Genomic DNA, 24,811 nt, shown 5'->3' with positions numbered 1-24,811 from the left:
TCATTAGTCATCAGTTATCTCCCTCCTTACCAATGCTTGATCAAAACCAAACACCATTAATCGACGGGATAAAAGCTTGTATCGCTCGTCCTCATGCAGCGTTTTATACTCCTGGGCATAAGCGGGGGCGGGGGATTGCTCAACCTTTGGCTGATTTGTTGGGTGAAGCGGTGTTTGGTGCTGACTTGACGGAGTTGGCTAATTTAGATAATTTATCTGCACCCCAAGGAGTGATTCAGGAAGCCCAACGATTAGCGGCGGCGGCTTTTGGTGCTGCACAGACATGGTTTTTAGTCAATGGTTCTACTTGCGGTGTCGAGGCGGCAATTGTGGCTACTTGTAGACCAGGGGATAAGATTATTTTGCCTCGGAATGTACATTCATCAGCGATCGCTGGTTTAATTCTCTCTGGTGCTATCCCAATTTTTATTCATCCTGAATATGACCCGGTTTTAGATATCGCCCACAGTATGACACCTGAGGCTGTAAAAGCTGCTTTGCAAAAACATCCTGATGCTAAAGCGGTGTTGACAGTTTACCCTACGTATTACGGTGTGTGTGGGGATTTAGAAGCGATCGCCCAAATCACCAACCAATACAATATTCCTCTACTTGTAGATGAAGCCCACGGCGCACACTTCACTTTTCACCCAGAATTACCTACCCCAGCCTTAGCTGCTGGTGCAGACTTAACTGTACAGTCCATTCACAAGGTACTGGGTGCAATGACGCAAGCTTCGATGTTACACATCCAAGGTGACAGAATAAATGCGGTTAGAGTTAGTCAGGCTTTGCAACTGCTACAGTCCACTAGCCCCAGTTATGTACTTCTAGCTTCTCTGGATGCGGCTCGTCAACAAATGGCTTTGTCTGGGAAACAGTTAATGTCCCGTACCTTACAACTAGCCAATGAAGCTAGAGAAAGAATTAGTCAAATTCCTGGCTTATCAGTTTTACAACCTCCTACCCAGACACCATCACCAGGGTTTACAGCTTTGGATAACACACGCTTAACTGTCACTGTTTCCGGCTTGGGTTTAACGGGTTTTGCGGCGGAAGAAATTTTAGACGAACAACTGGGGGTAACGGCTGAATTTGCTACGTTGCAACATCTCACCTTTATTATTAGCTTGGGAAACACAACTGCTGATATTGAGCAGTTAGTCCAAGGTTTCACAACTTTAGCAGAAACAACACCGCCTGCTAAGGCATTAGTCAACCCAAGAGTTAATAGTAATCTGGAATATTTTTCAGAGATTTCCCCCCGTGATGCCTTTTTTGCCGATAGTGAGACATTATCCATCGAACAGGCGCGCGATGGAATTTGTGCAGAAATTGTCTGTCCCTATCCCCCAGGAATCCCCCTTATTATGCCAGGAGAAGTTATCACAAAACCTGCCATTGAATATTTACAACACATCCAAAGTTCAGGCGGATTTATTACTGGTTGTGCCGATACTAGTCTGAGTACTTTAAAGGTGTTAGTCATTGGTCATTAGTCATTAGTTCTGCACCTCTACAACCTTCCCTAATCGCCTTTAGTTCTTGAAATTCTTCACCTTAATTCACATAATTTACTATTAATTTTCTGTAAGATGAACTACCCCTAGCTCAAACGAAGTTAGCCAAGGGTAGTTCATTGGAATCTATTGCTGTGATATTGTCAAGCCCATGAATTTGAAATTTCGCCAAATTACCTTTGAGGATAAATTTAGTGGCATTCTTGGTCTGGTGATTGGATGTGTGTTTATTGGGGGCGGTTTTTTGGTAAATAATCAAATCACCAAGGAACGTGCAACGTTAAAACAAACACAGGGTACCGTGGTAGATAGCCTTCGTCGTCGTGAACGCGACAGTAAGGATAAGCAAAAGGAAACCTATGCGCCTGTAGTTGAGTTTCTAGCCAAAGGCGATCGCATCCGTTTCACAGGTGATTATCGATCTTACCGTTCCAGTAACGGCAAAATAGTAGCAGTACGTTATGACCCCCAGCGACCAAAAACTACTGCCCGCGTAGTCGATTCTTATGAAGGCTTGATACCTTGGATCAGTTTTGGTATGGGTGGGTTAAGTCTCATCTCTGGCCTGCGCCAGATTTCCCCTATATACTTGTCTTCAAGCGACGAGTAGCACTGTATACGTTACATAAATTGCAACAATCCCAGGCTTAGGTTTTATTCTCAGTAATACTTGTGATTAATCCAACTATCTGGGGTGAGATTATGCAAAAGTCTATTCAATTACCACGTAAATCAGCTTTATTTGTCACTGCCCTAATAGGGGGAGTAATTTTTACCAGTTGCGCCTCTGCACCCCAGTCTACAAATCAAGCATCAGCACCTGTACCTGTTACTGCTTCTGAGCTTGCTGATAATGTGGCACAAAAGGCGCAAGCTGCACCTATACCCCGTTCCCGTCCCCAATTAATTAAAAAAGCGGCCATAACTCTAATTGTCAACTCGGTAGATAAAACTATTGATACTGTTACGCAAATTGTTAATAGTCAGCAGGGAGACTTAATTGGCTTAAATGAACAACAACCCACAAAGGGAAATACCCGTCATACTGCCTCAATACAGCTAAGAGTACCGCAGAACTCACTAGAACCCACAATAGAGGAGTTAGCTAAATTAGGCACAGTAGAAAATCGTAAAATCACGGCGGAAGATGTGGGCAATCAATTGGTTGATTTCCAAGCCAGATTAACTAATTTCCGCAAAACTGAAGCTAATCTGCAAAAAATTATGGATCGGGCAGGTTCAGTTAGAGATGTACTCAGTGTTGCTCAAGAACTCAGCAATGTTAGACAATCTATCGAACAAATTGATGCTCAATTAAAAAACCTACAGAATCAAGTCGCCTATTCCACTATTACGCTCAATCTCAAAGCAGCCGTCGCTAGTACTAGTCCTCAACTGGCTGTAAATTCCCAAATACAAGAAACTTGGAATAAATCCACTTATTCGCTGGGAAATTTTACGGTTGGGCTGCTCAAATTGGGTATTTGGTTAATAGTGTACAGTCCCTATTGGTTAATTTTGTCTGCTGGAGTCTATGGGTTCTACCGTTGGCGGCGTAATCATTTAGCTAGTCATTAAGAGACGCGATTAATCGCGTCTGTACAATTGTCAGAGAGGGGATTAATCGCGTCTGTACAGTTGTCATTAAGTAAGTCGGTGCATTGAAACCAAACTATGTGAAGAAAAATAAATAAGGCTCAAACTCTTTCTCCCCCTGCCCCCTGCCCCCTGCCTCCTGCCTCCTGCCCCCTGCCTCCTTAAACAATAGTAATTCTGAGGAATGTGCTGATTAGACTGAAATAATGGTACTGATGAATGCCAAGATCAAAATGAGGATGTCGTAAGGGTATTGAAAGTACTATGCCAGAAATACACCAGTCAATTGCTCAACATTATCACGAACGTACTAAATATGACCCTGAGACGATCGCCTCTAAAAGTCAGGGGTTAGATTGGGCTAAACAGCCAGTGCCGTTTAAGGAGTATAAAATCGGTTCTGCTATTGACCTTAAACCCTATTTACAAGAAACACCAGAGGTATTTGTCAATGATACCAATGGTCAATGGTGGCAAAGGCTGTCGCGGTTATTGTTTCGCAGTTATGGGCTGACTGCCAGAATGCCTTCTATGGGGAATACGGTGTATTTACGTGCTGCGCCCAGTGCGGGGGGATTATATCCGGCGGAGGTATATGTGGTTTCCCGTGGTACGCCCCTACTATCGCCAGGGCTTTATAACTACCAATGTCGGACTCATTCCCTAATACATTATTGGGAAAGTGATGTTTGGCAAAGTTTGCAAGAGGCTTGTTTCTGGCATCCTGCTTTAGAAAGTACTCAATTAGCCATTATTGTTACGGCTGTTTTCTATCGTTCGGCGTGGCGCTATGAAGACCGGGCTTATCGTCGCATTTGTCTAGATACAGGACATTTGTTGGGAAATATCGAGTTAGGTGCTGCTATCACTGATTATCGTCCCCACTTAATTGGTGGTTTCATCGATGAAGCGGTTAATGATTTACTATATATTGATCCGCTACAGGAAGGAGCGATCGCTGTTTTACCGTTAGCAGATTTATTAGATATCCAGCAAAATTTATCCCCAGGATGTACAGCCCTCCCCTCGGCTACAGAAACCAATTATCCCCAAGTTCCCGACGGTGAATTGCTCAAATATTTTCATCACCATACTCAAATTTCGGCTAGTATCACTGGCAAACTGAATTTACCAACGGTCATCCAAGAAAAATCCTTGGAGGATAAATACAATTTCCCTTTCTGCTTGAAAATCTCCACCGTCTCCGCACCCATATACTGGGGAGAAAATCTGTCAGAGTTGGAAATCACCATGCACAAGCGACGTTCTACCCGTGCTTATAATGGTGAGGAATTGACCTTTGATGAACTCAAAGCTTTACTGGATTTTACTTATCAACCCCAAAATTATATTGACCAAAGTCTAGATAATTCCCCGGATTATTTTGATTTAAATTTAATTGAAACTTTTATCGCTGTCTGCGGAGTCCAAGGACTGGAGGCTGGTTGTTACTATTACGCGCCTAAAGCTCAAGAATTAAGGCAAATCCGGTTTAAAAACTTCCGGCGAGAGTTACACTTCCTCTGCTTGGGACAGGAACTAGGCCGAGATGCTGCTGCCGTAATTTTTCATACATCTGATCTTAAATCCGCGATCGCTCAATATGGCGATCGTGTTTATCGTTACTTACACATGGATGCCGGACATTTGGGACAAAGATTGAATTTAGCTGCTATCCAACTCAACTTAGGTGTCAGTGGTATTGGTGGTTTTTTTGATGACCAAGTCAATGAAGTTCTGGGTATTCCCAATGATGAAGCAGTCATCTATATTACAACCTTGGGAAGACCTAGATAAATCAATTCAAAAAAGGTCATTAACCATTAGTATTTCTCTTTTCCTCCTGTCTCTTAAGCTTACCCAGTCTTTGTTTTCAATTCACGTTACTAAGTTACAAATGCTACACCCAAGCATAATTTCATCTAATGGTATGTATAGTAACAATGCGTAACGGAAAGCTAAGACGCTACCAGTGAGCAGTTTTTAGCCAAAAGCGGGCATAAACTAAAAGCTAAAAAGATAAATGCAACTTTGGTCAAGAACAATAGATAGAATGAACAAAGTTAGCCTTGATGTCTAATCGCCAAAACCTATATATCTCATGGATTTTGCTAATCTTGCAGCCCAGTTAAATGCTGGAACAATTTTGCCAGAGGGAATTGTAATTGTCACCCTCATGGGGGTTTTGATTGTTGATTTGATTTTAGGGCGTACATCCTCACGCTGGATCGGATATCTGGCGATCGCAGGCTTACTCGCAGCGATTGTTGCCCTGTATTTTCAATGGGATGCTACCAATCCCATCTCTTTTACTGGCGGGTTTATTGGTGATGACCTCAGCATCATCTTTCGCGGTATCATCGCCCTATCTGCCGTTGTTACCATCTTGATGTCAATCCGCTATGTTGAGCAGAGTGGAACTGCTTTAGCGGAATTCATCGCTATTTTGTTAACTGCCACTTTGGGCGGGATGTTTGTCTCTGGGGCTAGTGAGTTGGTGATGATCTTCATCTCCCTAGAAACCCTAAGTATCTCCTCTTATTTGTTGACAGGTTATACCAAGCGTGACCCTCGCTCTAATGAGGCAGCGCTGAAATACTTGTTGATTGGCGCTTCCAGCACAGCAGTATTTCTGTATGGCGTGTCACTTTTATACGGTCTATCCGGTGGACAAACAGAACTAAGTGCGATCGCTAACGGAATCATTACAGCTAACGTTGGTCAATCACTAGGTGCAGTTATTGCCCTGGTTTTTGTCATCGCGGGTATTGGCTTTAAGATTTCCGCCGCACCTTTCCACCAATGGACACCAGACGTATATGAAGGCGCTCCCACTCCAGTGATTGCCTTTTTATCCGTTGGTTCCAAGGCAGCAGGCTTTGCCCTCGCTATCCGTCTGTTAACCACAGTTTTCCCCTTCGTCGCCGAAGAATGGAAATTTGTGTTCACAGCCTTAGCCGTCCTCAGCATGATTTTGGGTAACGTTGTCGCCCTAGCCCAAACCAGCATGAAACGGATGCTAGCTTATTCATCCATTGCCCAAGCCGGGTTTGTGATGATTGGCTTGATTGCTGGAACTGATGCCGGATACGCCAGCATGATCTTTTACCTGCTGGTTTACCTATTCATGAACCTGTGCGGTTTTACCTGCATCATTCTGTTCTCCCTGCGGACAGGAACCGACCAAATTGCCGAATACTCTGGGTTATATCAAAAAGACCCACTCCTCACACTAGGTTTGAGTATCTCCCTGCTTTCATTGGGCGGTATTCCTCCACTAGCCGGGTTTTTTGGCAAAATTTACTTATTCTGGGCTGGTTGGCAAGCAGGTCTTTACTGGTTGGTCTTACTAGGCTTAGTAACCAGTGTTGTCTCCATCTACTACTACATTCGCGTAGTCAAAATGATGGTAGTCAAAGAACCCCAAGAAATGTCCGATGTAGTCAAAAATTACCCCGAAATACGTTGGAATTTGCCTGGATTTAGACCATTGCAAGTGGGTTTAGTGTTGACTTTGATTGCTACCTCCGTAGCAGGAATTTTATCTAATCCACTCTTTACTTTGGCGAATAATTCTGTTGCCAATACTGCAATTCTGCAAGCCACAAAAGTTGTCAGTACTCAGGTAAGTGCTATTCCTGCTGAGAAACCAGACGGTTTGTAAGCTCTATCTCAATCCATTTATCCCCGATTTTTCCCAAAATTCGGGGATATTTTTTTAAATTTAGCTGGGATTGGGGATTGGGGACTGGGGATTGGGTAAAAAGTCTTGTTGTGTGTAGGTTGTATCATCTTATTGATGTCCTAACACTACTGGCAACAGCTATACTCTTGAACACGAAACATCAAGGGCTTAGATGAGCGTATAAGGGATGAATTAATTCAAAATAAATGTTTGAAACCCCTAAACCCCTAAACCCTTAAACCCCTACACCCCTACACCCAGTCTCAACAGAAAATCTGGGTGCATAAGTCATAATTTATTCAATAGGAAGAGTAATAATAAATTCCGAACCCTCTCCTGGAACTGAATTAACCTCCAACTTTCCACCATGTTTTTGGACGATAATTTGTTGAGCGATCGCTAACCCTAATCCTGTACCTTTACCCACAGGTTTAGTAGTAAATGAATGTTCAAATATTTTTGATTTTAATTCATCTGATATCCCAAAACCATTATCTTTAACTTGAATTAAAATAGAATTGGCGAATAAACTAGTGATAATCGTAATTTGATTGTTTTTTTGCTCAATCTCCGCAAAACTTAACCCAAAATTAGACTCTTCCAACGCATCTATCGCATTAGCTAAAAGATTCATAAATACCTGATTCAATTGACCGGGAAAACATTCAATTAAAGGAATATCCGCATACTTTTTAACTACTTGAATTTGTGGACGGTCTTGAGTAGCCTTTAAACGATGCTGAAGAATATAAAGAGTACTGTCAATCCCTTCATGAATATTAAAAAGCAATTTATATTCTGCATCTGTTCGGGAAAAAGTCCGTAAACTATTACTAAGCTTGCTAATGCGATCAGTTCCTTCTTTCATTGAGGAAATAAGTTTAGGCAAATCCTCACGCACATATTCATAATCCATTGCTGTCATTTCTGCCTGGATTTCTGGGCATGGTTCGGGGTAATATTGCTGATACAGGTCAAGCAGACGGAATAACTCATGAATATACTCAAATGCTGGGTTCAGATTCCCCATGATAAATCCCACAGGATTATTAATTTCGTGAGCTACGTCTGCAACCATACTACCTAAGGCAGACATTTTATCCTGCATTGTCTGAAGATTAAACAGGGTTTTCTCTAATTCATGCCTCCTGTCTTCTAATTGAATTTGTGATTGCTTTAATTCATTAATTACATTCTTAAGCAAAGTCTCCTTTTTGCTGTTAGTTTCCTCTAGCCTAACTCTATCAACCTCTGAACGAATTAATTTTTTCTGAAGAATTCTATTAGCTTTTTCCAGCCTCTGGATTTCTTGTTCACAATTCATACAATCCTTAAATTATTAATGAGTTCCTAAAATTAAAGTGACAAAAGTTTCATTATGAAAATGTGTTTCACCTGTTGGTTTTATAGGGGAAATTTCTCCATTACAATAAAAACCACAAGATGGTAAATATTTATTAGAAATATTTTTAGTATTTAGATATTCTTGTTGAGCTTGTGTACCTAGTAATTGTCTTCGAGCTACACAAGAGAAAAACAGAACACCTGCTGGTTCCGTTCCTGGGTAATTCTTGAACGCTGTCATAAATGATGCTTGAGAAGCAGCTAAAATATCGCTCTTACCTGCTTCAGCCATGTTAATACTCGCCTGTTCGGGAATATCAGCAAAGAAAGTGACACTACCTAATTGTTCATCATAGGCGATCGGCGCTCTCAGATAAAAACTCGTTTTATCATGAGTAAACACGGCTAAAGGATATTCCATTGACGGCGGAAGCTGACCTAAATAATGTCGATAAAATTCTAAAGCTGGTTTACCGTCAATCTCATAGACGATATTTTTATCTACTTTGGTAACTTGGCTAGTTTTACCAATGGGGAGCCAACCACTAGCCACACCGTGGGAAAATAAAACTTGACCACAAAAGAGCAAAATTGGCACAGCATCACTCAAGACTTCTGTTTTAAAGAATTGGTGCGTGTTTTGATAAACTGACTGATCGGCTGCTAAACCACCGAAAATGGGAAACTTTTCTCCTAAAGCCAGTTTTAAGCCATCTAAGATAGACACACCGCTAGTTGTAAGGCTTTCTGGATGGGTTAAACATAACTGAGGCTCGGTTGTGCTTTTGGCTTTGGCTTTTTGTACAGCTTCTTGAGTCGCCGTAATTGGATTGTGTGAAACCTGATATCCCACACCTGCAAAAATTTCAATTTCGTCGGAGCAGAATAGCATTAAAGTTATTGAGTCTTGCTGAAATTCTAACAGTGAAGAAATTTCCCCATCTGTAGTTCCACCAATCAACTCAATACCCGGAAAAGCCTGATTAATATTTTCCAGAATTAGGGAGTGATCAAAATCAATAGCTGCAAATAAAATTCCCGCTTGAGGATTATTTCCTTGAAGAGAATCTGTTGATTGCTGAATAATCTCTTTAACTGCTGATAGAGAATCTGGGTCGTTGCTGTGGGCTACTACTATTTTCATCATCGTTTTACTCTGTAAAACATTAATCCCTACAGCAATATAGTTCCCTAGTTTTATGAATAAATTTGCAAATCACACAAATTAGCGACAAATTTATACTAAATTACTCATGAATTTATGATAAGTTATATTGCAAATAAGGATTAACTTATCAATCATTGAAGAACCATAGAAAACATCCTGGCTTTAATTAAGTTTTAGCAAAATACATAATTAGCTAGAGAAATTAAGTTTGACAATTGATATAGTTATTCAATGGGGATGTTAATAATAAATTCTGAGCCTCTTCCTGGTTCTGAATTTACCTCAAGTTTACCGCCATGCTTTTGAATGATAATTTGCCGAGCAATTGATAATCCTAAACCTGTACCTTTCCCTACAGGTTTAGTCGTAAACAAATTATCAAAAATTCTCTCTTTAATTGGCTGTGGCATTCCTATGCCGTTATCTTTAATTTTAATTAAAGCACAACTTTCATCTTCACTCAGTATTGTCTGAATTACGATCTGCGGAGTCTCAGCCATCATTTCCTGATTAACAGTAATTTTACTATCTATTACTGAATAATAATTATTACTAAATGATTCTTCTAAGGCATCAATTGCATTAGCTAAAATATTCATGAACACCTGATTCAATTGCCCAGGAAAGCAGTTAACTTGAGGTATGACACCATAATCTCGTTTAATTTCAATGTCAGGGTGATTCTCAGATCCTTTCAATCGATGCTTGAGTATTAAAATAGTACTATCAATCCCTTCATGAATATCAAACTGAATTTTTTTTTCTGTGTCTGACCTGGAAAAAATACGTAGACTCCTGCTAATATCTCGGATGCGCTGAATGCCTTCTTTCATAGAGAAAATTAAATTGGGCAGGTCAGAACGCACATAGGCTAAATCCATTTCACTGATTTCGTTTTGAATTTCTTTTACAGGCTGGGGATAGTAACTTTGATATAAATTAATCAGCTTATCCATATTTTCAAAATACGTCAAAGCGTGACCTAAATTGCCATAAATACAACTGACTGGGTTATTAATTTCATGAGCTAATCCTGCTACTAATTGTCCAAGCACAGACATTTTTTCTTGTTGTACAAGTTGGAGTTGATACTCTTGTAGGTCTTTTAATGCTTGATTCAATTCAGCCGTGCGTTCAATAACTCGTTTTTCTAAATTTTTATTCAAGCTTCTCAGTTGCAGATGGGCAGAAATACGAGCTAACACTTCTGCTTTATGGAATGGCTTAGTAATGTAATCAACTGCGCCTAAACTTAAGGCTTCTACTTTACTATTTGTATCAGTAATTGCTGTCATGAAAATCACGGGAATATCGTGAGTTTCTGGCTGAATTTTCAAGTTTTTACAGGTTTCAAATCCGTCCATTACCGGCATCATTACATCCAACAGAATTAAATCTGGCACTCTACTTTGTATCTGTTCGAGTGCTTTTTTTCCATCAACTGCGGTGGCTACTTCAAAACCTGCGCCAATCAATGCTTCAGAGATAATTTCGAGATTGGTGAGGGTATCATCTACAACTAAAATAAAGCTAGTTTCGGTTGATGTATCAAGCATTTGATTTGAACTCGCGGATTTTATATTAATTCACTGGTGATGCGATAGGAGACTATTTATAAAGTAAACCTTGGGTGTATTAATCGCTTAAATTATTCTTTTCCTGACCAATCATATCTACATATGTGCCTAGCAGAATACCACTTGCTACAACAGAGACAAGCTCCCCAACAGAAATGTTATTCTTGCTTTATAAATAACCTATGAGATTATGATTCCCAGAAATTGTAACAGAGCAACAGCTACAACCAATAATTTTTATAACATCAATATATAGTAGTCCAGGTTGATTTATGTTGGACTCATCTGCATGAGAGTTCATGACTAATTTAGTTAAAGAATCATAAAAATAAAATATAGGTACAAAAAATAAAGCTGTCATGACTCCTAAATACTTTTCTGCTGAAGCAGGAATGACTACTACCTGATTATTGTCTCTAAACAGATAGTAAGGGTATCATGACTATAAAAATAGCTAACATTAATATCTAATCACTTGTTGAATGGGAATAGTGATTAAAAATTGAGTACCTTTTCCCGGAGTAGATTGTACCTGTAGAGTACCCCCATGTTTTTCGACTATAATCTCATGGGCGATCGCCAATCCTAAACCTGTACCTTTACCTAAAGGCTTGGTAGTGAAAAATTGCTCAAATATACGCTGTTGCACTTCTAGAGGAATACCAACACCATTATCTGTAATTTCAATTAATACTGATTTTTGGTCATCCACGACTTTTGTCCGAATCCAAATTGTCAATGTATCAGTTGTTTCTCTATTAACTACTGACTCCTCTAAGGCATCAATGGCATTAGCCAGCAGATTCATGAATACTTGGTTAAGTTTTCCAGAATAGCACTCAACCAAAGGAATATCACCATATTCCTTGATAATATGAATTGTTGAATCTGTAGGCAAAATTTTGAGGCGGTGACTTAAAATAATGAGTGTGCTATCAATACCTTCATGTAAGTTAAATAGTTGAAATTCTGGGTCTTCTAATCGAGAGAATAAACGCAGCGATCGCACGATTTTCTCCACCCTTTCAGTCCCCATTTGCATCGAAGATAATAGATGTGGTAAATCTTGTTTAATAAACTCTAATTCAATACTTTTGGAGAATGCTTGAATTTCCGGACTTGGATTAACTGTATGATTTTCGTATAATTTTAATAAATTTAATAAGTCTCCAACATAATTTTGGGCGTGGGTTAAATTCCCATAAATGAAATTAACTGGATTATTAATTTCATGGGCAATTCCTGCTACTAACTGTCCCAAAGAAGACATTTTCTCCTCTTGTGCTAGCTTTAATTGAGTCCGCCGCAATTCTAAATGGACATTGATTCTCGCTAACACTTCTTCATATTCAATAGGTTTAGTAATATAGTCAACTGCACCAATTTGCAACCCTTTGACTTTATTTACCGTATCAGATAAAGCTGTCATAAAAATTACGGGAATGTCCTTGGTCTTGGGATTGGCTTTTAGGTGGCGGCAAGTTTCAAATCCATCCATGCCTGGCATCATGACATCCAGTAAAATTAAATTTGGTAATGTTTCTTGTACTTTTGCTAACGCGCTTAGACCATTTTTAGCAACAGAAACTCGAAAACCAGCTTGATTGAGAATGTCAAACAAAACCTTGATGTTAGTCGGGATATCATCTACAATTAAGACTGAGTTATTGATGGGACTGCTCATCTAATTATCCTATGAAACATCGTAGTTTTAGATTCATCTTTATTTAATAACTTTCCTGAAAAAAAATCCATTTTTAGTATCTTAAAATATAAATCTATATAATAGATTTTTGATGTTATTAGTGAAGAACTGATGAATATCAATATGATAGATGAGGTTGAATCATTGCAACAATTGCCTCATCTTCAAACTCTGCTATTAATTCTGAAACTTTAACGGTAAAACGCGTATATCGTTTATCTAATTGCTGAATTCTGGTGATCTCTTCTTGAATACCAACTACATAACCAGCCTTAGCAGCTTGATATAAGTTAAACAATTCCGTAGGTGGAGGAAATATAATTTCTTCTGTAGTTGAAATTTTAGCTGAGGAATCATCATTAAGTGAGTAAATCCATTTTAAAGATAAATAAGTTTGTAACATATTAAATAATTCTTCAACCTTTACAGGTTTTGCTAAAAAATCATCATAACCGGCTTCTTGACTTTGCTGACGAGTATATTCAGATACACTAGCTGACGAAGCAATAATCACCAAATTTGCAAATTCTACTTGCGATCGCATCGTTTTCATCATCTGCAAGTTATTTATTTCCGGCATGGCGATATCAGCAATAATTAAATCGGGATGTTCAGTTTTCATCTTATCTAAACTCTCTTGTAGATTACTAACCTCGATCAACTTAAACCCTAAGGATGACAATAAATTGGCGAAAATAAAACGATTTTCCCAACTACTATCAATAATTAAGATACTTCTTGTCTTCCCTTCATAGCCAATAATATTTTTTTGACCTTCAACTGATAAAGAGAATTTCCCAGTATCAACTATAGGTAAATCTAAATCAAACCAAAACTTAGTTCCTTTACCATATACACTCTCAACTTTAAGATCACTACCCATCAATTCTAGAATTTGACTACTAATTGCTAGTCCTAAACCTGTTCCCTCTGATTTATGTAAATTATCTCCTACTTGCTCAAAGGGCAAAAATATTTTTTTTAGTTGTTCATCAGTCATCCCAATGCCTGTATCTTCAATGTGGAATCTCAGTTGATGAACTGGCAGTAACTGATTTGTATTGGTAATTAATTTTGTTCCTGTACAGGCAACTACTTCTACATCAAAAGTGACTGTACCATGATCTGTAAACTTAATAGCGTTACTCAGAATATTAATTAAAACCTGGCGTATCCGTTTTTCATCAGCGAAAACATTAGCAGGAATACGATGATTTAAATGATATTTAAAAATAAGTTCTTTTTGATCTGCTTTAATTCGGCACATCTCACAAGCACCGAGTAATAATTTTCTTAAATCAAATTCTTTAGGATATAATTCTAGTTTCTTAGCTTCAATTTTGGCAATATCTAAAATATCATTAATTAAAGTCAGTAAATGAGAACCACACTCATAAATAGTGTTCAAACCTTGCATTTGCTCATCACTAGTATTGGAATCCATCTGCAAAATTTGTGCATAGCCGAGAATACCATTGAGTGGGGTGCGTAATTCATGGCTCATGTTAGCCAAAAATTCACTTTTGGCACGGTTAGCAGCATCAGCCGTTTCTTTCGCTGCTGTGATTTCCGCCGTTCGTTCCGCAACTCTGTTTTCTAATTCTTGATTGGTTTTTTCTAATTCTGCAAAACTATCACGTAGTTGTCCCGCCATTTGATTAAAAGATGTGGCAAGCATACTCAATTCTTTTAAGCCAGAAATCGTCACTTCTTGGTCAAGGTTGCCAGAGGCGATCGCACTACTAGCTTGAGTTAACTGCACAATAGGACGAGCAATCCAACGGGAAGTATACACACCCATTGCCGTCGCTATAATTAGCGCCCCCAAACAAAGTAAAACAGTTGTGCGATTGTTGGTATTAATTTGTGCCATAAAGTCGCTCTCAGGGACAACAACAATCACTAACCAATCCAAGCCTAATTTATCTTTCCAAGGTCTTACTTGCACAAAATGTCTTTCATGTCGTAGTTGCAATACAGTTTCTTGATAATTCTTAACATTTTTTAGTTGACCAAATTTTTGTTGCAGATAATCCGTTGTTTCTCGAAGCAAATAATTTTGACTCTGGTGTGCCGATAGCCTTTGTGCTTTGCCGCTAATTACTTTGTATGGTGCTTCACTAGTGGAAGAAGCAACTATCATTCCAGAACGTTCTAGAATAAATATTTGTCCTGTTTGTCCGACTTTCAAATTGGCTAAAAAGCTGTTAATTTGCGACAGTATTAAATCAACACTAATTACACCAACAAATTTATTATTACTGTCATTGATGGGATAACTTGCAGATATAGATAAAACTTCTGGTTTATCTTCCCATGAATAAATCTGACTCCAGATAGGTTTCCCTACCTTAACTGCATCTGCATACCAAGCTTCCACATGGGGATTGTAATCTTTGACTGCTATTAATTGCTGGCGATCGCCTTGATTATTTGTATTGTAAACATACAGTTTGCCAATCCCCTTTTCTTGAGAAACTTCATTAATTAATAAGCTACCTCCATCCAAGCGTTCAACCCCGATAAATTCTCCTTGGGGGTTAGCAAAACTAATATAACCAACATTAAATACCTGCATTTGCTGCCAGAAATAACGTCCTGTAGTCTGAAAATTTTCTAGATTCAGCATTCCTAAATTCGTAGCATCCACATTGATTTGATTAATCTGGCGAGGAACTGCTAAGTAAGTATCAAGATGTTGATCAACTAGCCCATTTACTTTTACAATTAACTGGTCAGCGAGTTCATTTACTGCCTTCTGTCCATTTTTAAAAGAGAGATAACCTACAAGACTTACTGCTGTGAAAATTTGCAGCACAAAAGGAACAACCAAAATCAAGCGCAAAGGTAGCTTTTGAGCAGTTTGAACACTAGAACGAATCATAGTTTTAATTTGGCGCTGCAAAGAAGGTTTTGTGTTACTCACTGGCATTATTTTGCCCATTCCTCCAGATGCAATATCAAAATGCTATTTACCCTTAAATTTGCCAAGTACCTTTTTAAAGCCATTATCCGCAGTGGGGTGTAACATTATCGCACCCTAAATATTTAGGTGATAACTTGTCTTACTCTCAAGTGTATGCACTTATTTGTTCTAAAATATCACAATAATAACTTGATATTGACAGCTTTTGATTACGGGAGTGCCTATCAGTTGTTTTTGCATCTCCTGGCTGAATACCCCGCACCTGCATAAAAGATTTTTACATATCAAAAGCCACTAGCAAACACATTATTTCCAAGATATGCCAAAAAACAACGCTAATTTGATTAGCGCTGTTGAGTGGGGTTAGAAACATAAAAAATACAGAAAAAGAGACAAATAACTATTGACTGTTGACCAATGATTTCTCATTAACTCCTTTGCCAAAGTTTAATCGTCTTATCCAAACTGCCACTGACTAACATCTCACCGGATGTTGTAAAAGTTAGCGCTGTAACGATATCAGTGTGACCTGTAAACGTAGCTAATAACTCGCCTGTTTCCAGATGCCACAACTTGATGGTTTGATCAGAACTACCACTAGCGATAATTTGTTCATCAGGACTTAAGGCGATCGCATACACTTTATCTGTATGACCTTTGAGGGTGCGAATTAATCTCCCAGTAGCCAAGTGCCAAATTTTAATCGTCTGATCCCAACTGCCACTAATCAGTAGTTGACCATCTTTACTTATCGCTAAAGAACGCACGATATGACCATGACCCATCAGGGTATGTAACGGTTGTGCATCCTTGAGATTTTTACCGAACCAGGAACCAGAAGTTTGCCAAACTTTGATTTTGCGATAGCTCCCTGTGACTAAAGTTTGTCCATCTCTGCTCAAAACTAGAGAATGAGCAGTCGTATCATCTAAAGACAAAATAGCTTTGACCTGACGGTGCATCAAATCCCAAAACAAGATTCTTCTGTCGTCGCCACCAGTCGCTAGCATCTGCCCATCGGGAGTAAAAGCCGCACACCTGACAATCCCATTGTGTTTGTGCAGAATATCAATTAAATCTAGTGCGCCTGTATGCCAAATCTTAATAGTGGAGTCTGCACCACCACTCACCAACATTTGCCCATCAGCACTAAAAGCCAGAGAATTTACTTCATCTACTAACCCAGAGACAATCCAAGGATATTCCGACAAAGTATCGATTAATTCACCCTGGCTTAAATCCCAGAGTTTTGTCTCTCCCCGACTACCACTAGCTAACATTGGCAAACCATTTTCACAACCAGAACTAAAAGACAAGCAATTAATTCCTCTAGTGTGTCCTCTTAATGTCTGCCAACATTCCCAATCACCTATAATTTCTTTGCGGGGATGTTCTGAGGGTACAGTTTGAATCGTTTCTGGTATCGTTCTCTCAATCACTACCGGCAGAAAATCTAGTTTCGCTTCTTTTTTTGCAGTTAGTGATTCTAAATACCAACTTAATCCACCTCCATATAACAAATGACTGGGGGTGAAATATAGCTTTGGTTCAGTTAAGGCGATGTGACTAGTGGGTAAAAAGCCAGCTACTACAGCTTGCTTTTCATAACCAAGTTTACCTGTGGATGGATAAAATAAACACAGAAAAATTAATACTTGGTGATTTTTCAAATCTTCTTGAGTAACTGACCACTTAATTTTATCTTTCTTAATACCATTAAAACTTTCTCCATCCGCTACATAAACTTGCACACTGATTTTGGGGTTATCTGCCAACAAATAAGTAAATTTGCTTTCACCGCGCAAATTGCCTTCATCATCAAGTACCATGTTTTTCACAGTATCCTGGGGCAATTTTTTCAGTAACTTACCCAGACGTTCCACAATAATGCGATCGACAATTTGTTCTCGCAAGAAATAATCTTCTGCTTGCTGCTGGAAGTGGATAGGAAAAGGAATCGTCCAGTCCGGCGGTTCTGGATATTCGGGCGGGATGGGAGGCGGATTTTTAGCAAGGATTTCAGCTTGTCGGCGAGAAACTTCCTGAATTTTGGCAAATGGCTCCCCCCAAAATGCCATAATTTCGCTGTGGCAACCTTTAACTTGACTTTCCAACAAAGACAGATCGTAAGTCTTCGGTTTTTTCACACGGAGAAGGAAGTCAGCTTGTTGAGCTTTGAGTAAGCTAATCCAATCCATCTGCATTCCTGTGGCACAATTTTGCATACTTAAGGTAAGTTATACCAATGCAATTAATCAAGTTTATAACTTCTAGTTAATTAAAAATTCCGTAATCCTCGCAGTCTAATAGAACACAATCGTAGGCAAAATTCGCAGAGAGTATCCTTATTAATAGGATTTTTAGCCTTGATTGCTTGATATGACTGAGATAGGAATAATTTCCATGAAGTCCATCAATTCTAACTAACCTTAACCAAAAGATACTGTTGTCCTAGAACAGTTCTATTTCTAAAGAAGAGTATGATTTAACTAGGTTTTGAGATAGGGACAACTAAGCAAAAATTGTTTCAGGTTAATTAAACTTCATCGCAGATCAAGGCTAAATCAGATGTATTGTTGATTTTAAGCTTTGTTTTCTGGTGTAGTAACTTCAGTCATAACACCAGAAGGATTATCAGCATCTAAACGTTGGATTTTTGTGTGTAAATCAGAGTCATCACTGCTAACGATAGTTTCTAGATTGGCAATTCTTTGTTCCAATAGTTCTACCCTTTGATTAGAGAAGTAGTGAGGTTTTGATTTCCTCTCATCAGCACGCCATATAGCAAAAGTTCCAGCTGTTGCACCTCCTAGAGCAGCCAAAGGAATGATAGCACCACTCCGAGTTACAGCCGACAGAGGTATACAAAGCGCGAGCATACCAACCGTAAACCCCCAAATCTTTGTAGTAGCGGCTACTTTAATATCTTGAGACGCATCAATATATTTTGGCGATCGCTTAACCATAACTCACCTACGATGAATTACCTATTAGAGTGGCATAATTACTGAAAAAAATCTCTCCCACAATCGGGCTAAGTATAATTACTCTAAGTATTAAAATTCAGGGGTCAGAGACTAGTATTGTTTACTAAGTGATCTTCAAAACAGGCTACCTTCTGAAGTTAGAGTGGCAAATCTTGGTTTTAACAACATACCTTTTGCTGATTTATTAGCACAAAGACTAACTGCATACTGAATTCGTAATCAATCCTATCAATAACTCCAGTTTTGCTTAGGTACATACGAATCATAAATTATGCAGACTGTGCAAGCTTTATTAACCGCAGCTAAAGTTGATAGCGCTGAATCTCCTTACGATACTATCCACATCAAAGTTCTCTATCCTGCAAAAAATACAGATAGTAATTTAGAAAAAAATTGGGGAATGTTACCCGTTGATGCCGCACAAGCCCCTTTCCCAGTGGTGATTTTCTTCAACGGCTTTAACTGCGATGCCCAAAAATATCAATGGTTGGGTATAGAATTAGCCCAAACCGGACTGGTTGTGGTGATGTTTAACTGGGTTGGGGAAAGTCTTCCCGGACTGGTTAGCTTCACACCTGGATTTGAGATAGAAAAGCGAAAACGAGAATTTTATGGTACTGTTCCTACTGCTTCAGCTTTGCCAGCAATACTAACCAAACTAGCGCAATTACAGAGTGCAGGTATTTTATCTGGAACACTTGACCTAGAGAAAATCATCTTGGGTGGACATTCCGAAGGCGGCAGAGTGGCAATGGAAAATGCCAACCCCAACTTTTTCCCCCAAGTCGTAGCATCATTTGCCTACGGCTCACACACTGCCGGTGCAGTTATGTTGGGATATAAACCTAATACTATCTTGCCGTTACCAGATACCCTGCCTCGACTGGTAATCGGTGGAACCCATGATGGAGTGATTGCCAACAGTAGCTCTCACTTTGGGTTAAATACAAAAGACGCTACCACCCCAATCATTCGTACCTTCCAAGAAGCAATTATGGGAGGACGCGAGAACAGCTATTTACTACTTTTGCGAGGAGCAAATCATTTTTCCATCGTCGATATAGTTGACTCAACCTTAGCCCTACCCTTTAAAGACATTCCTGCCACTCAACCCCAAGAACATTTTCGTTTATTGCTAGCCACAATCATCCATTTATTTATTGATGCTCATGTGCGCCACAAACCAGAAGCCTTCCAAAAGCTTGAGCAATTACTAATTGCTACTAATCCTTTGATACAATCCTTTGAGCGTAAGTGATTAGTTTTAATTTATTACAAATCATATGACAAACTCATCCCATATTTTTTTAGTTGGTGCTAGTCGCGGCGTTGGGAGAGAAATTGCCAACTACTTAACTAGCCAAAATCTCAAAGTTACAGCACTTTTGAGAAGTGAAGCATCTCGTCCTGAACTAGAGGCAATAGGTGTTCAAGTTGTTTTGGGCGATGCTTTAAATGCCAGCGATGTAGAACGGGCAATTTTAACTGATGAGCCTATTCATACCGTTATTAGTACCCTCGGTGGTCTACCCACAGACGTAGCAAAACCAGATTACCCCGGAAACAAGAATCTCATTGATGCAGCACTCAAAGCCGGAGCGCAAAAATTTATCCTTGTGACTTCTATTGGTACAGGAAATAGTGTAGAAGCTCTTTCTCCCCAAGTGCTGGCAGTATTGGGGCCAGTTTTAGTAGAGAAAGATAAAGCCGAACAACATTTAATTGCTAGCGGACTAACTTATACAATCATCCGTCCTGGAGGGCTAAAATCAGAGCCATCCACAGGAAACGGCATATTAACTGAAGATACTAGAATTATAGGTAGCATCCATCGCGCTGATGTGGCACGGTTAGTTATAGAGTGTTTAAATTCTGAGCGTGCTAATAATAAAATATTGTCAGCCGTAGACAAGAATATGTTATTTACCAAAACAGATTTTATAGAGTTTAGTTTGGATTAACGAAAACGATATATTTGACTTTAAGAATTGGTAATGGGTGATGGGGAATAGGTAATAATTTATTACCTATTCCCGATTACAAAATCCAGAAAGAGAACACCAAAAAATAAATTATCCGAAATTGATGGTTTGGTAGGGTGCGTCAGTATGAATATTTCTGAGTATAGTTAAGTTATATCGCAAGTAGCGCACCCTACATTTTGGACACAAATCTATAAAATAAGAGCTATGTTGAACTTATTTAATCAACTTTTCGGACGTTCTCCAGAAAAAATTAAAGCCAACGTAGAGATATACACTTGGCAAACCTGCCCCTACTGCATTCGTGCCAAATTGTTACTGTGGTGGAAAGGCGTACAATTTACAGAATATAAAATAGATGGCGACGAAGCAGCCAGAGCTAATATGGCAGAACGCGCCAACGGTCGTCGCACAGTACCACAAATTTTCATCAATAACCAACACATCGGTGGTTGTGACGATCTTTATGAGCTAGATACAAAAGGTCAACTTGATTCCCTACTAGTACAGCCAGCGTAATTAAGTACTGGGAATACAATTATTTAATTTGGAATTTTGAATTGCCCACAGGAGTTGACTACCCCGAATATCTCATATACCGTCAATGGATGAGTCACGCCCTAGAACTAGCGAAGGTGGCGGGAGACGCAGGTGAAATCCCGGTTGGCGCGGTAATTACTGATGCTAGCGGTAATTTGATAGCGGAAGGAGAAAATCGCAAGGAGCGAGACCAAGACCCAACAGCTCATGCGGAAATTGTGGCATTGAGGGCGGCTACTAAAATTTTACAAACTTGGCGACTCCATGAATGCACATTGTACGTCACCCTAGAACCTTGCCCAATGTGCGCCGGCGCTATCATCCAGGCACGGCTAGGAAAGCTGGTCTATGGGGTGGACGATACCAAAACTGGCGCGATTCGGACTGTTTTAAATATCCCTGATAGTGCGGCTTCTAATCACCGCTTACAAGTTATCGGAGGTATTCTAGAATCAGCCTGTCGCCAGCATTTGCAAAACTGGTTTATAAATCGGCGGTTGCAAAACAAGTAACGGACAGACGTAAAACTGTCCAGCTGCTATGACACAAGTCACGGAAGAAAATCTACGGTGGAACTACGTTAATATCACACCCTACTTTTACCGGACAATTCGCAGCTACCAACATGATCGAATTTTTCTCTGTGTCTGATACTCGCCAAACACAACCAACAAATACGCTCTTTCCTCCTCAGGTAGCTGTGACTACTTCCAAGGTTTCTCCTTGGTTGAGTCCTGTATTGTATTTTGTTGGTAATTATCTCTTACTGCCGTCATTTTTTGGGCGCATTTCCATTACTGGACAAGAAAATATTCCCAAAACTGGCCCTGTAATTTTGGCTCCAACTCATCGAGCCAGGTGGGATTCCTTGCTCCTACCTTACGCAACTGGGCGTTACGTTACCGGTCGAGATTTAAAATTCATGGTGACTAAGACTGAATGTCGAGGGTTGCAAGGTTGGTTTGTGCGGCGTATGGGTGGTTTTCCTATAGATACTCAACACCCTGCCGTTTCTACTCTGCGCCACGCGGTAGAATTACTCCAACAAGGACAAATGTTAGTCATTTATCCAGAGGGCAATATTTTTCGAGATGGTAAACTACATCCACTCAAGTCAGGAATTTCCCGTCTAGCTTTAAGCGCGGAATCTAGTCACCCAGGTTTGGGGGTAAAAATATTGCCCGTTAGCATTAATTACAGTCAGCCTTATCCTTGTTGGGGTACAGATGTGAGCATTCACATTGGTTCGGCAATTAATGTCCAGGATTACACCAATGGTAAAGTGAAGCAAAACGCGAAACGCCTCACGGAAGATTTAGCTAGGGATTTACAAAGCTTAAGTAATCCAGAACTAGCCTTTAGTCATCATGATGTTGCAGAAGTTAGCAATACGCCCAAGGGAAAGGGCGATGAGGGAGCAGAAGCGGTGGAAGAGCAATGCAGTCTTGGGCTTTGCCCAAGCGGAGCAATTGCGGAAGAGCAGGCTTCCATCATGAGCGCGAGCCTAGCGAAAGCAACAAGTAGGAGCAGGGAACTATTGACTGTTGACTATTGACTAAATTCCTAATGTTAATTCCCAACTGTTGAGTCTGCCGATATCTTGGGGTGAGTAGTCAATTATCCATAACTGCCAATTGCCTGTGGCTGATTGTGAAAGTAACTGTTTCAGAGTAGGATGCGATCGCACTCCATAAGTTATTTGTAAATCTGTGCGATTTCCTAAGGTACGATTTTGCAATAGCACTTGCTGGTTATTAGGAGCGATTAAATAAATTTCTATATCACCTAAAAAATCGTGAGTTAAATTAACGGCGACTTGAATATCTTTAACGCTACTACCATCGGCAACAGCGATGGTACTTTTAACCCCTTGGATATTATTATCAGGAATCTCTAATCGGTTAGAATTACTAAGTTTTACTTGTTTGCTAGCATCTGATAACGTGGTTCGTTGTTGTAATGCCACTTGTACTGCCCTAGCAGCATTGACCTTACCATAACCAAACCACTGAGAATAACCATTTTTATCATATTTGCCTTCACTCAACCCCAGTTGGGGGTCGGGGTCAGGGTCTACAATTTTATCTGCCGTTGTTTCTAAAATTCGTTTGACTTGTTGGGCTGTCAAGTCAGGATTAACTGATAAAACGAGGGCTGCTACTCCGGCAACTACAGGGGTGGCGCTGGAAGTACCGCCAAAGTTACTAGTGAAGTTACCAGGATCATAACCTGCGGCTCCTACTATATCAGTGGTGAGCATTCCTAACCCACTCAAGTTAGTTTTGATGCTTGGTTGTGTATACAAAAAACCCTTCTCTGGAAAAGACATTCCCGGTGAGGCATTGTTACTAGGCGCACATAGGGAAATATTCAGTCCCCAATTACTGTAGGCGGCCTTTTTACTCATACTAGTAGATGCAGCGATCGTCATCACATCAGGATGTACGCCAAAACCATTTAACCAATCTGTCACACCTTGTAGAACATTATCTGGCCAATCTTGTTCATAAATAGCGCCACTAACTGGACGGTTGGCGTTACCAGCCGCGAATAGGACTACGCAACCTTTACCATTACGTCCACGGGTAGCTGCCCTAGTAATAACGGCTTTTTGACGCAATGATAAGGGGAAATATACCGCCGAAGCTCCCCAACTGCAAGAAATCACACTGGCTCCTTTTTCTATAGCCCAGTTGAATATCTGCTCAATGGATTCGTCATCTAAAAAACCTGTGGTACGGATGGGCATTAATGCACAACCAGGAGCAACCCCGACAATTCCCGCACCGTTTTCTTCCGCTAAGGCAATACCAGCGCAAGCAGTACCATGACTGTTTTCCTTCCCCCCTGGTAAAGGTAAAAAGTCATTTTCTCTTAAATCTCTAGGAGCTACAATCTTACCGCTACCTTGAAAATCTGGGTGATTTAAATCAAAGGAGTCATCCACCACAGCCACCACAACAGAACGGACACCGCGTGTTATGTCCCAAGCCTGTTCTACAGCGATGTGGGAACTGGTAGCCAACTCATTACCACCGTTGTGGTTGAGATACCATTGCTGGGGATAAAGGTTGTCACTGGGTTTATAGTGGGTTTCCGCTTGTATTAATATATTCGGTTCAGCCGCCAAAACTTCGGGGATGCTTTGTAATTGATTAGCAATTTTGACGGGATTTTCTGTAGCTTGTTTGCTAACCAAAAATACAAACGCATTTGGTAAACCGGGAATTGGCTTGTCTTCAACTAGGCTGAATTGAGAGGCTATAAGGGTAATTTTGACAGCATCTAACTTAGGCGCAAACTGAATTGTAATTTGGTCGCTGAGATAAACAAATGTCCCAGGATTATCCTTAACGGTGTAAGCATGACTAGCAAAAGTGACATTTTGGTCAGCGCGGGCTTGAGCGATCGCCTCTTCTATTTGGTTGGGTGCAACCTGGTATAGTTCTAATTGAGCTTGGGTAATACTGCTGTGCCAAATACCCCAACTAACCTGAGATAATTGTTGCACAGGAAAATCGGTGACAAAACGGATGGTGAAGCGGTCTAAGGCCTTTTCCAGTATCAATTCTTCACCACCCCGTTGCAAAACTAATCCCAATTTGCTTGCACCTGTGGTTGAAAAATCAGAAGGGTTATTGCGTTGATTACCGTAGGTATCGTTCATAGTGGCGATTATGGTGAATGCACGGGCTAGGGGAACTCAATTAAACCGATTTTCTGTCTAAATCAGAGAGACTCAGTACTTAGCTTCGCTTTGTTAAAAACGCAAACAGAGTTA

The 24,811-nt window shown here is 40.0% G+C and carries 17 protein-coding genes and 1 pseudogene; 10 read left to right on the top strand and 8 right to left on the bottom strand.

Annotated elements, in window-relative coordinates; genetic code table 11:
• Positions 1–32 precede the first annotated feature (32 nt).
• The 5 genes from ACM5QX_RS02335 (at position 33) to ACM5QX_RS02315 (ending at position 6,780) form a co-directional block, all read left to right on the top strand.
• Positions 33–1,499: an aminotransferase class I/II-fold pyridoxal phosphate-dependent enzyme gene (locus ACM5QX_RS02335; RefSeq protein WP_414752201.1), complete on the top strand. Its 1,467-nt coding sequence runs from the start codon at positions 33–35 to the stop codon at positions 1,497–1,499.
• 172 nt (positions 1,500–1,671) lie between these two features.
• Positions 1,672–2,130, top strand: coding sequence for a DUF3592 domain-containing protein (locus ACM5QX_RS02330; protein ID WP_414752200.1), 459 nt, complete (start codon positions 1,672–1,674; stop codon positions 2,128–2,130).
• Between the two features lie 92 nt (positions 2,131–2,222).
• A complete protein-coding gene (locus ACM5QX_RS02325) occupies positions 2,223–3,098 on the top strand; it encodes a DUF4349 domain-containing protein (protein ID WP_414752199.1) in 876 nt (291 codons plus the stop codon).
• Positions 3,099–3,380: 282 nt separating this feature from the next.
• Positions 3,381–4,913: a SagB/ThcOx family dehydrogenase gene (locus ACM5QX_RS02320; protein ID WP_414752198.1), complete on the top strand. Its 1,533-nt coding sequence runs from the start codon at positions 3,381–3,383 to the stop codon at positions 4,911–4,913.
• Positions 4,914–5,217: 304 nt separating this feature from the next.
• Positions 5,218–6,780 (top strand): NAD(P)H-quinone oxidoreductase subunit N, encoded by a 1,563-nt coding sequence (locus tag ACM5QX_RS02315; protein WP_190566106.1) that lies wholly within the window; start codon positions 5,218–5,220, stop codon positions 6,778–6,780.
• Between the two features lie 316 nt (positions 6,781–7,096).
• Here ACM5QX_RS02315 and ACM5QX_RS02310 read toward each other — a convergent pair whose 3' ends face one another.
• The 7 genes from ACM5QX_RS02310 to ACM5QX_RS02280 form a co-directional block, all read right to left on the bottom strand.
• Positions 7,097–8,125, bottom strand: a complete 1,029-nt coding sequence (locus ACM5QX_RS02310) for a sensor histidine kinase (protein ID WP_414752197.1) — start codon at positions 8,123–8,125, stop codon at positions 7,097–7,099.
• Positions 8,126–8,140: 15 nt separating this feature from the next.
• Complete coding sequence (locus ACM5QX_RS02305) at positions 8,141–9,292, bottom strand: FIST signal transduction protein (protein WP_011318938.1); 1,152 nt, start codon at positions 9,290–9,292, stop codon at positions 8,141–8,143.
• A 245-nt stretch (positions 9,293–9,537) separates the two neighbouring features.
• On the bottom strand, positions 9,538–10,869 hold the full coding sequence (locus ACM5QX_RS02300; RefSeq protein ID WP_414752196.1) for a response regulator: 1,332 nt from the start codon (positions 10,867–10,869) through the stop codon (positions 9,538–9,540).
• Positions 10,870–11,350: 481 nt separating this feature from the next.
• Positions 11,351–12,574, bottom strand: coding sequence for a response regulator (locus ACM5QX_RS02295; RefSeq protein ID WP_414752195.1), 1,224 nt, complete (start codon positions 12,572–12,574; stop codon positions 11,351–11,353).
• A 139-nt stretch (positions 12,575–12,713) separates the two neighbouring features.
• Positions 12,714–15,527: an ATP-binding protein gene (locus ACM5QX_RS02290; RefSeq protein WP_414752194.1), complete on the bottom strand. Its 2,814-nt coding sequence runs from the start codon at positions 15,525–15,527 to the stop codon at positions 12,714–12,716.
• Between the two features lie 422 nt (positions 15,528–15,949).
• On the bottom strand, positions 15,950–17,746 hold the full coding sequence (locus ACM5QX_RS02285; protein WP_414752193.1) for a WD40 repeat domain-containing protein: 1,797 nt from the start codon (positions 17,744–17,746) through the stop codon (positions 15,950–15,952).
• A gap of 357 nt (positions 17,747–18,103) precedes the next feature.
• Complete coding sequence (locus ACM5QX_RS02280; RefSeq protein WP_041456196.1) at positions 18,104–18,487, bottom strand: hypothetical protein; 384 nt, start codon at positions 18,485–18,487, stop codon at positions 18,104–18,106.
• Positions 18,488–18,779: 292 nt separating this feature from the next.
• On the opposite strand from ACM5QX_RS02280, the gene ACM5QX_RS02275 reads away from it, so the two are divergent.
• The 5 genes and pseudogenes from ACM5QX_RS02275 to ACM5QX_RS02255 all read left to right on the top strand — a co-directional run.
• Positions 18,780–19,766, top strand: a complete 987-nt coding sequence (locus tag ACM5QX_RS02275) for an alpha/beta hydrolase family protein (RefSeq protein WP_414752192.1) — start codon at positions 18,780–18,782, stop codon at positions 19,764–19,766.
• 25 nt (positions 19,767–19,791) lie between these two features.
• Positions 19,792–20,469 carry an SDR family oxidoreductase gene (locus ACM5QX_RS02270; protein ID WP_414752191.1) on the top strand — a complete coding sequence of 226 codons (678 nt, stop codon included), beginning with the start codon at positions 19,792–19,794 and terminating at the stop codon, positions 20,467–20,469.
• A gap of 228 nt (positions 20,470–20,697) precedes the next feature.
• Positions 20,698–21,009 carry a glutaredoxin 3 gene (gene grxC / locus ACM5QX_RS02265; RefSeq protein ID WP_414752190.1) on the top strand — a complete coding sequence of 104 codons (312 nt, stop codon included), beginning with the start codon at positions 20,698–20,700 and terminating at the stop codon, positions 21,007–21,009.
• 89 nt (positions 21,010–21,098) lie between these two features.
• Positions 21,099–21,542: a tRNA adenosine(34) deaminase TadA gene (tadA, locus tag ACM5QX_RS02260; RefSeq protein ID WP_414752250.1), complete on the top strand. Its 444-nt coding sequence runs from the start codon at positions 21,099–21,101 to the stop codon at positions 21,540–21,542.
• Positions 21,543–21,592: 50 nt separating this feature from the next.
• A pseudogene (locus tag ACM5QX_RS02255) lies at positions 21,593–22,423 on the top strand (lysophospholipid acyltransferase family protein); the annotation flags it as partial.
• Between the two features lie 162 nt (positions 22,424–22,585).
• On the opposite strand, the gene ACM5QX_RS02250 reads toward ACM5QX_RS02255, so the two are convergent.
• Complete coding sequence (locus ACM5QX_RS02250) at positions 22,586–24,697, bottom strand: S8 family serine peptidase (RefSeq protein WP_414752189.1); 2,112 nt, start codon at positions 24,695–24,697, stop codon at positions 22,586–22,588.
• Positions 24,698–24,811: the final 114 nt, after the last annotated feature.

This window comes from Anabaena sp. CCY 9910 (assembly GCF_963920875.1).
GTDB lineage: Bacteria > Cyanobacteriota > Cyanobacteriia > Cyanobacteriales > Nostocaceae > Trichormus > Trichormus variabilis.
This window is presented reverse-complemented; position numbering and strand designations above follow the sequence as displayed.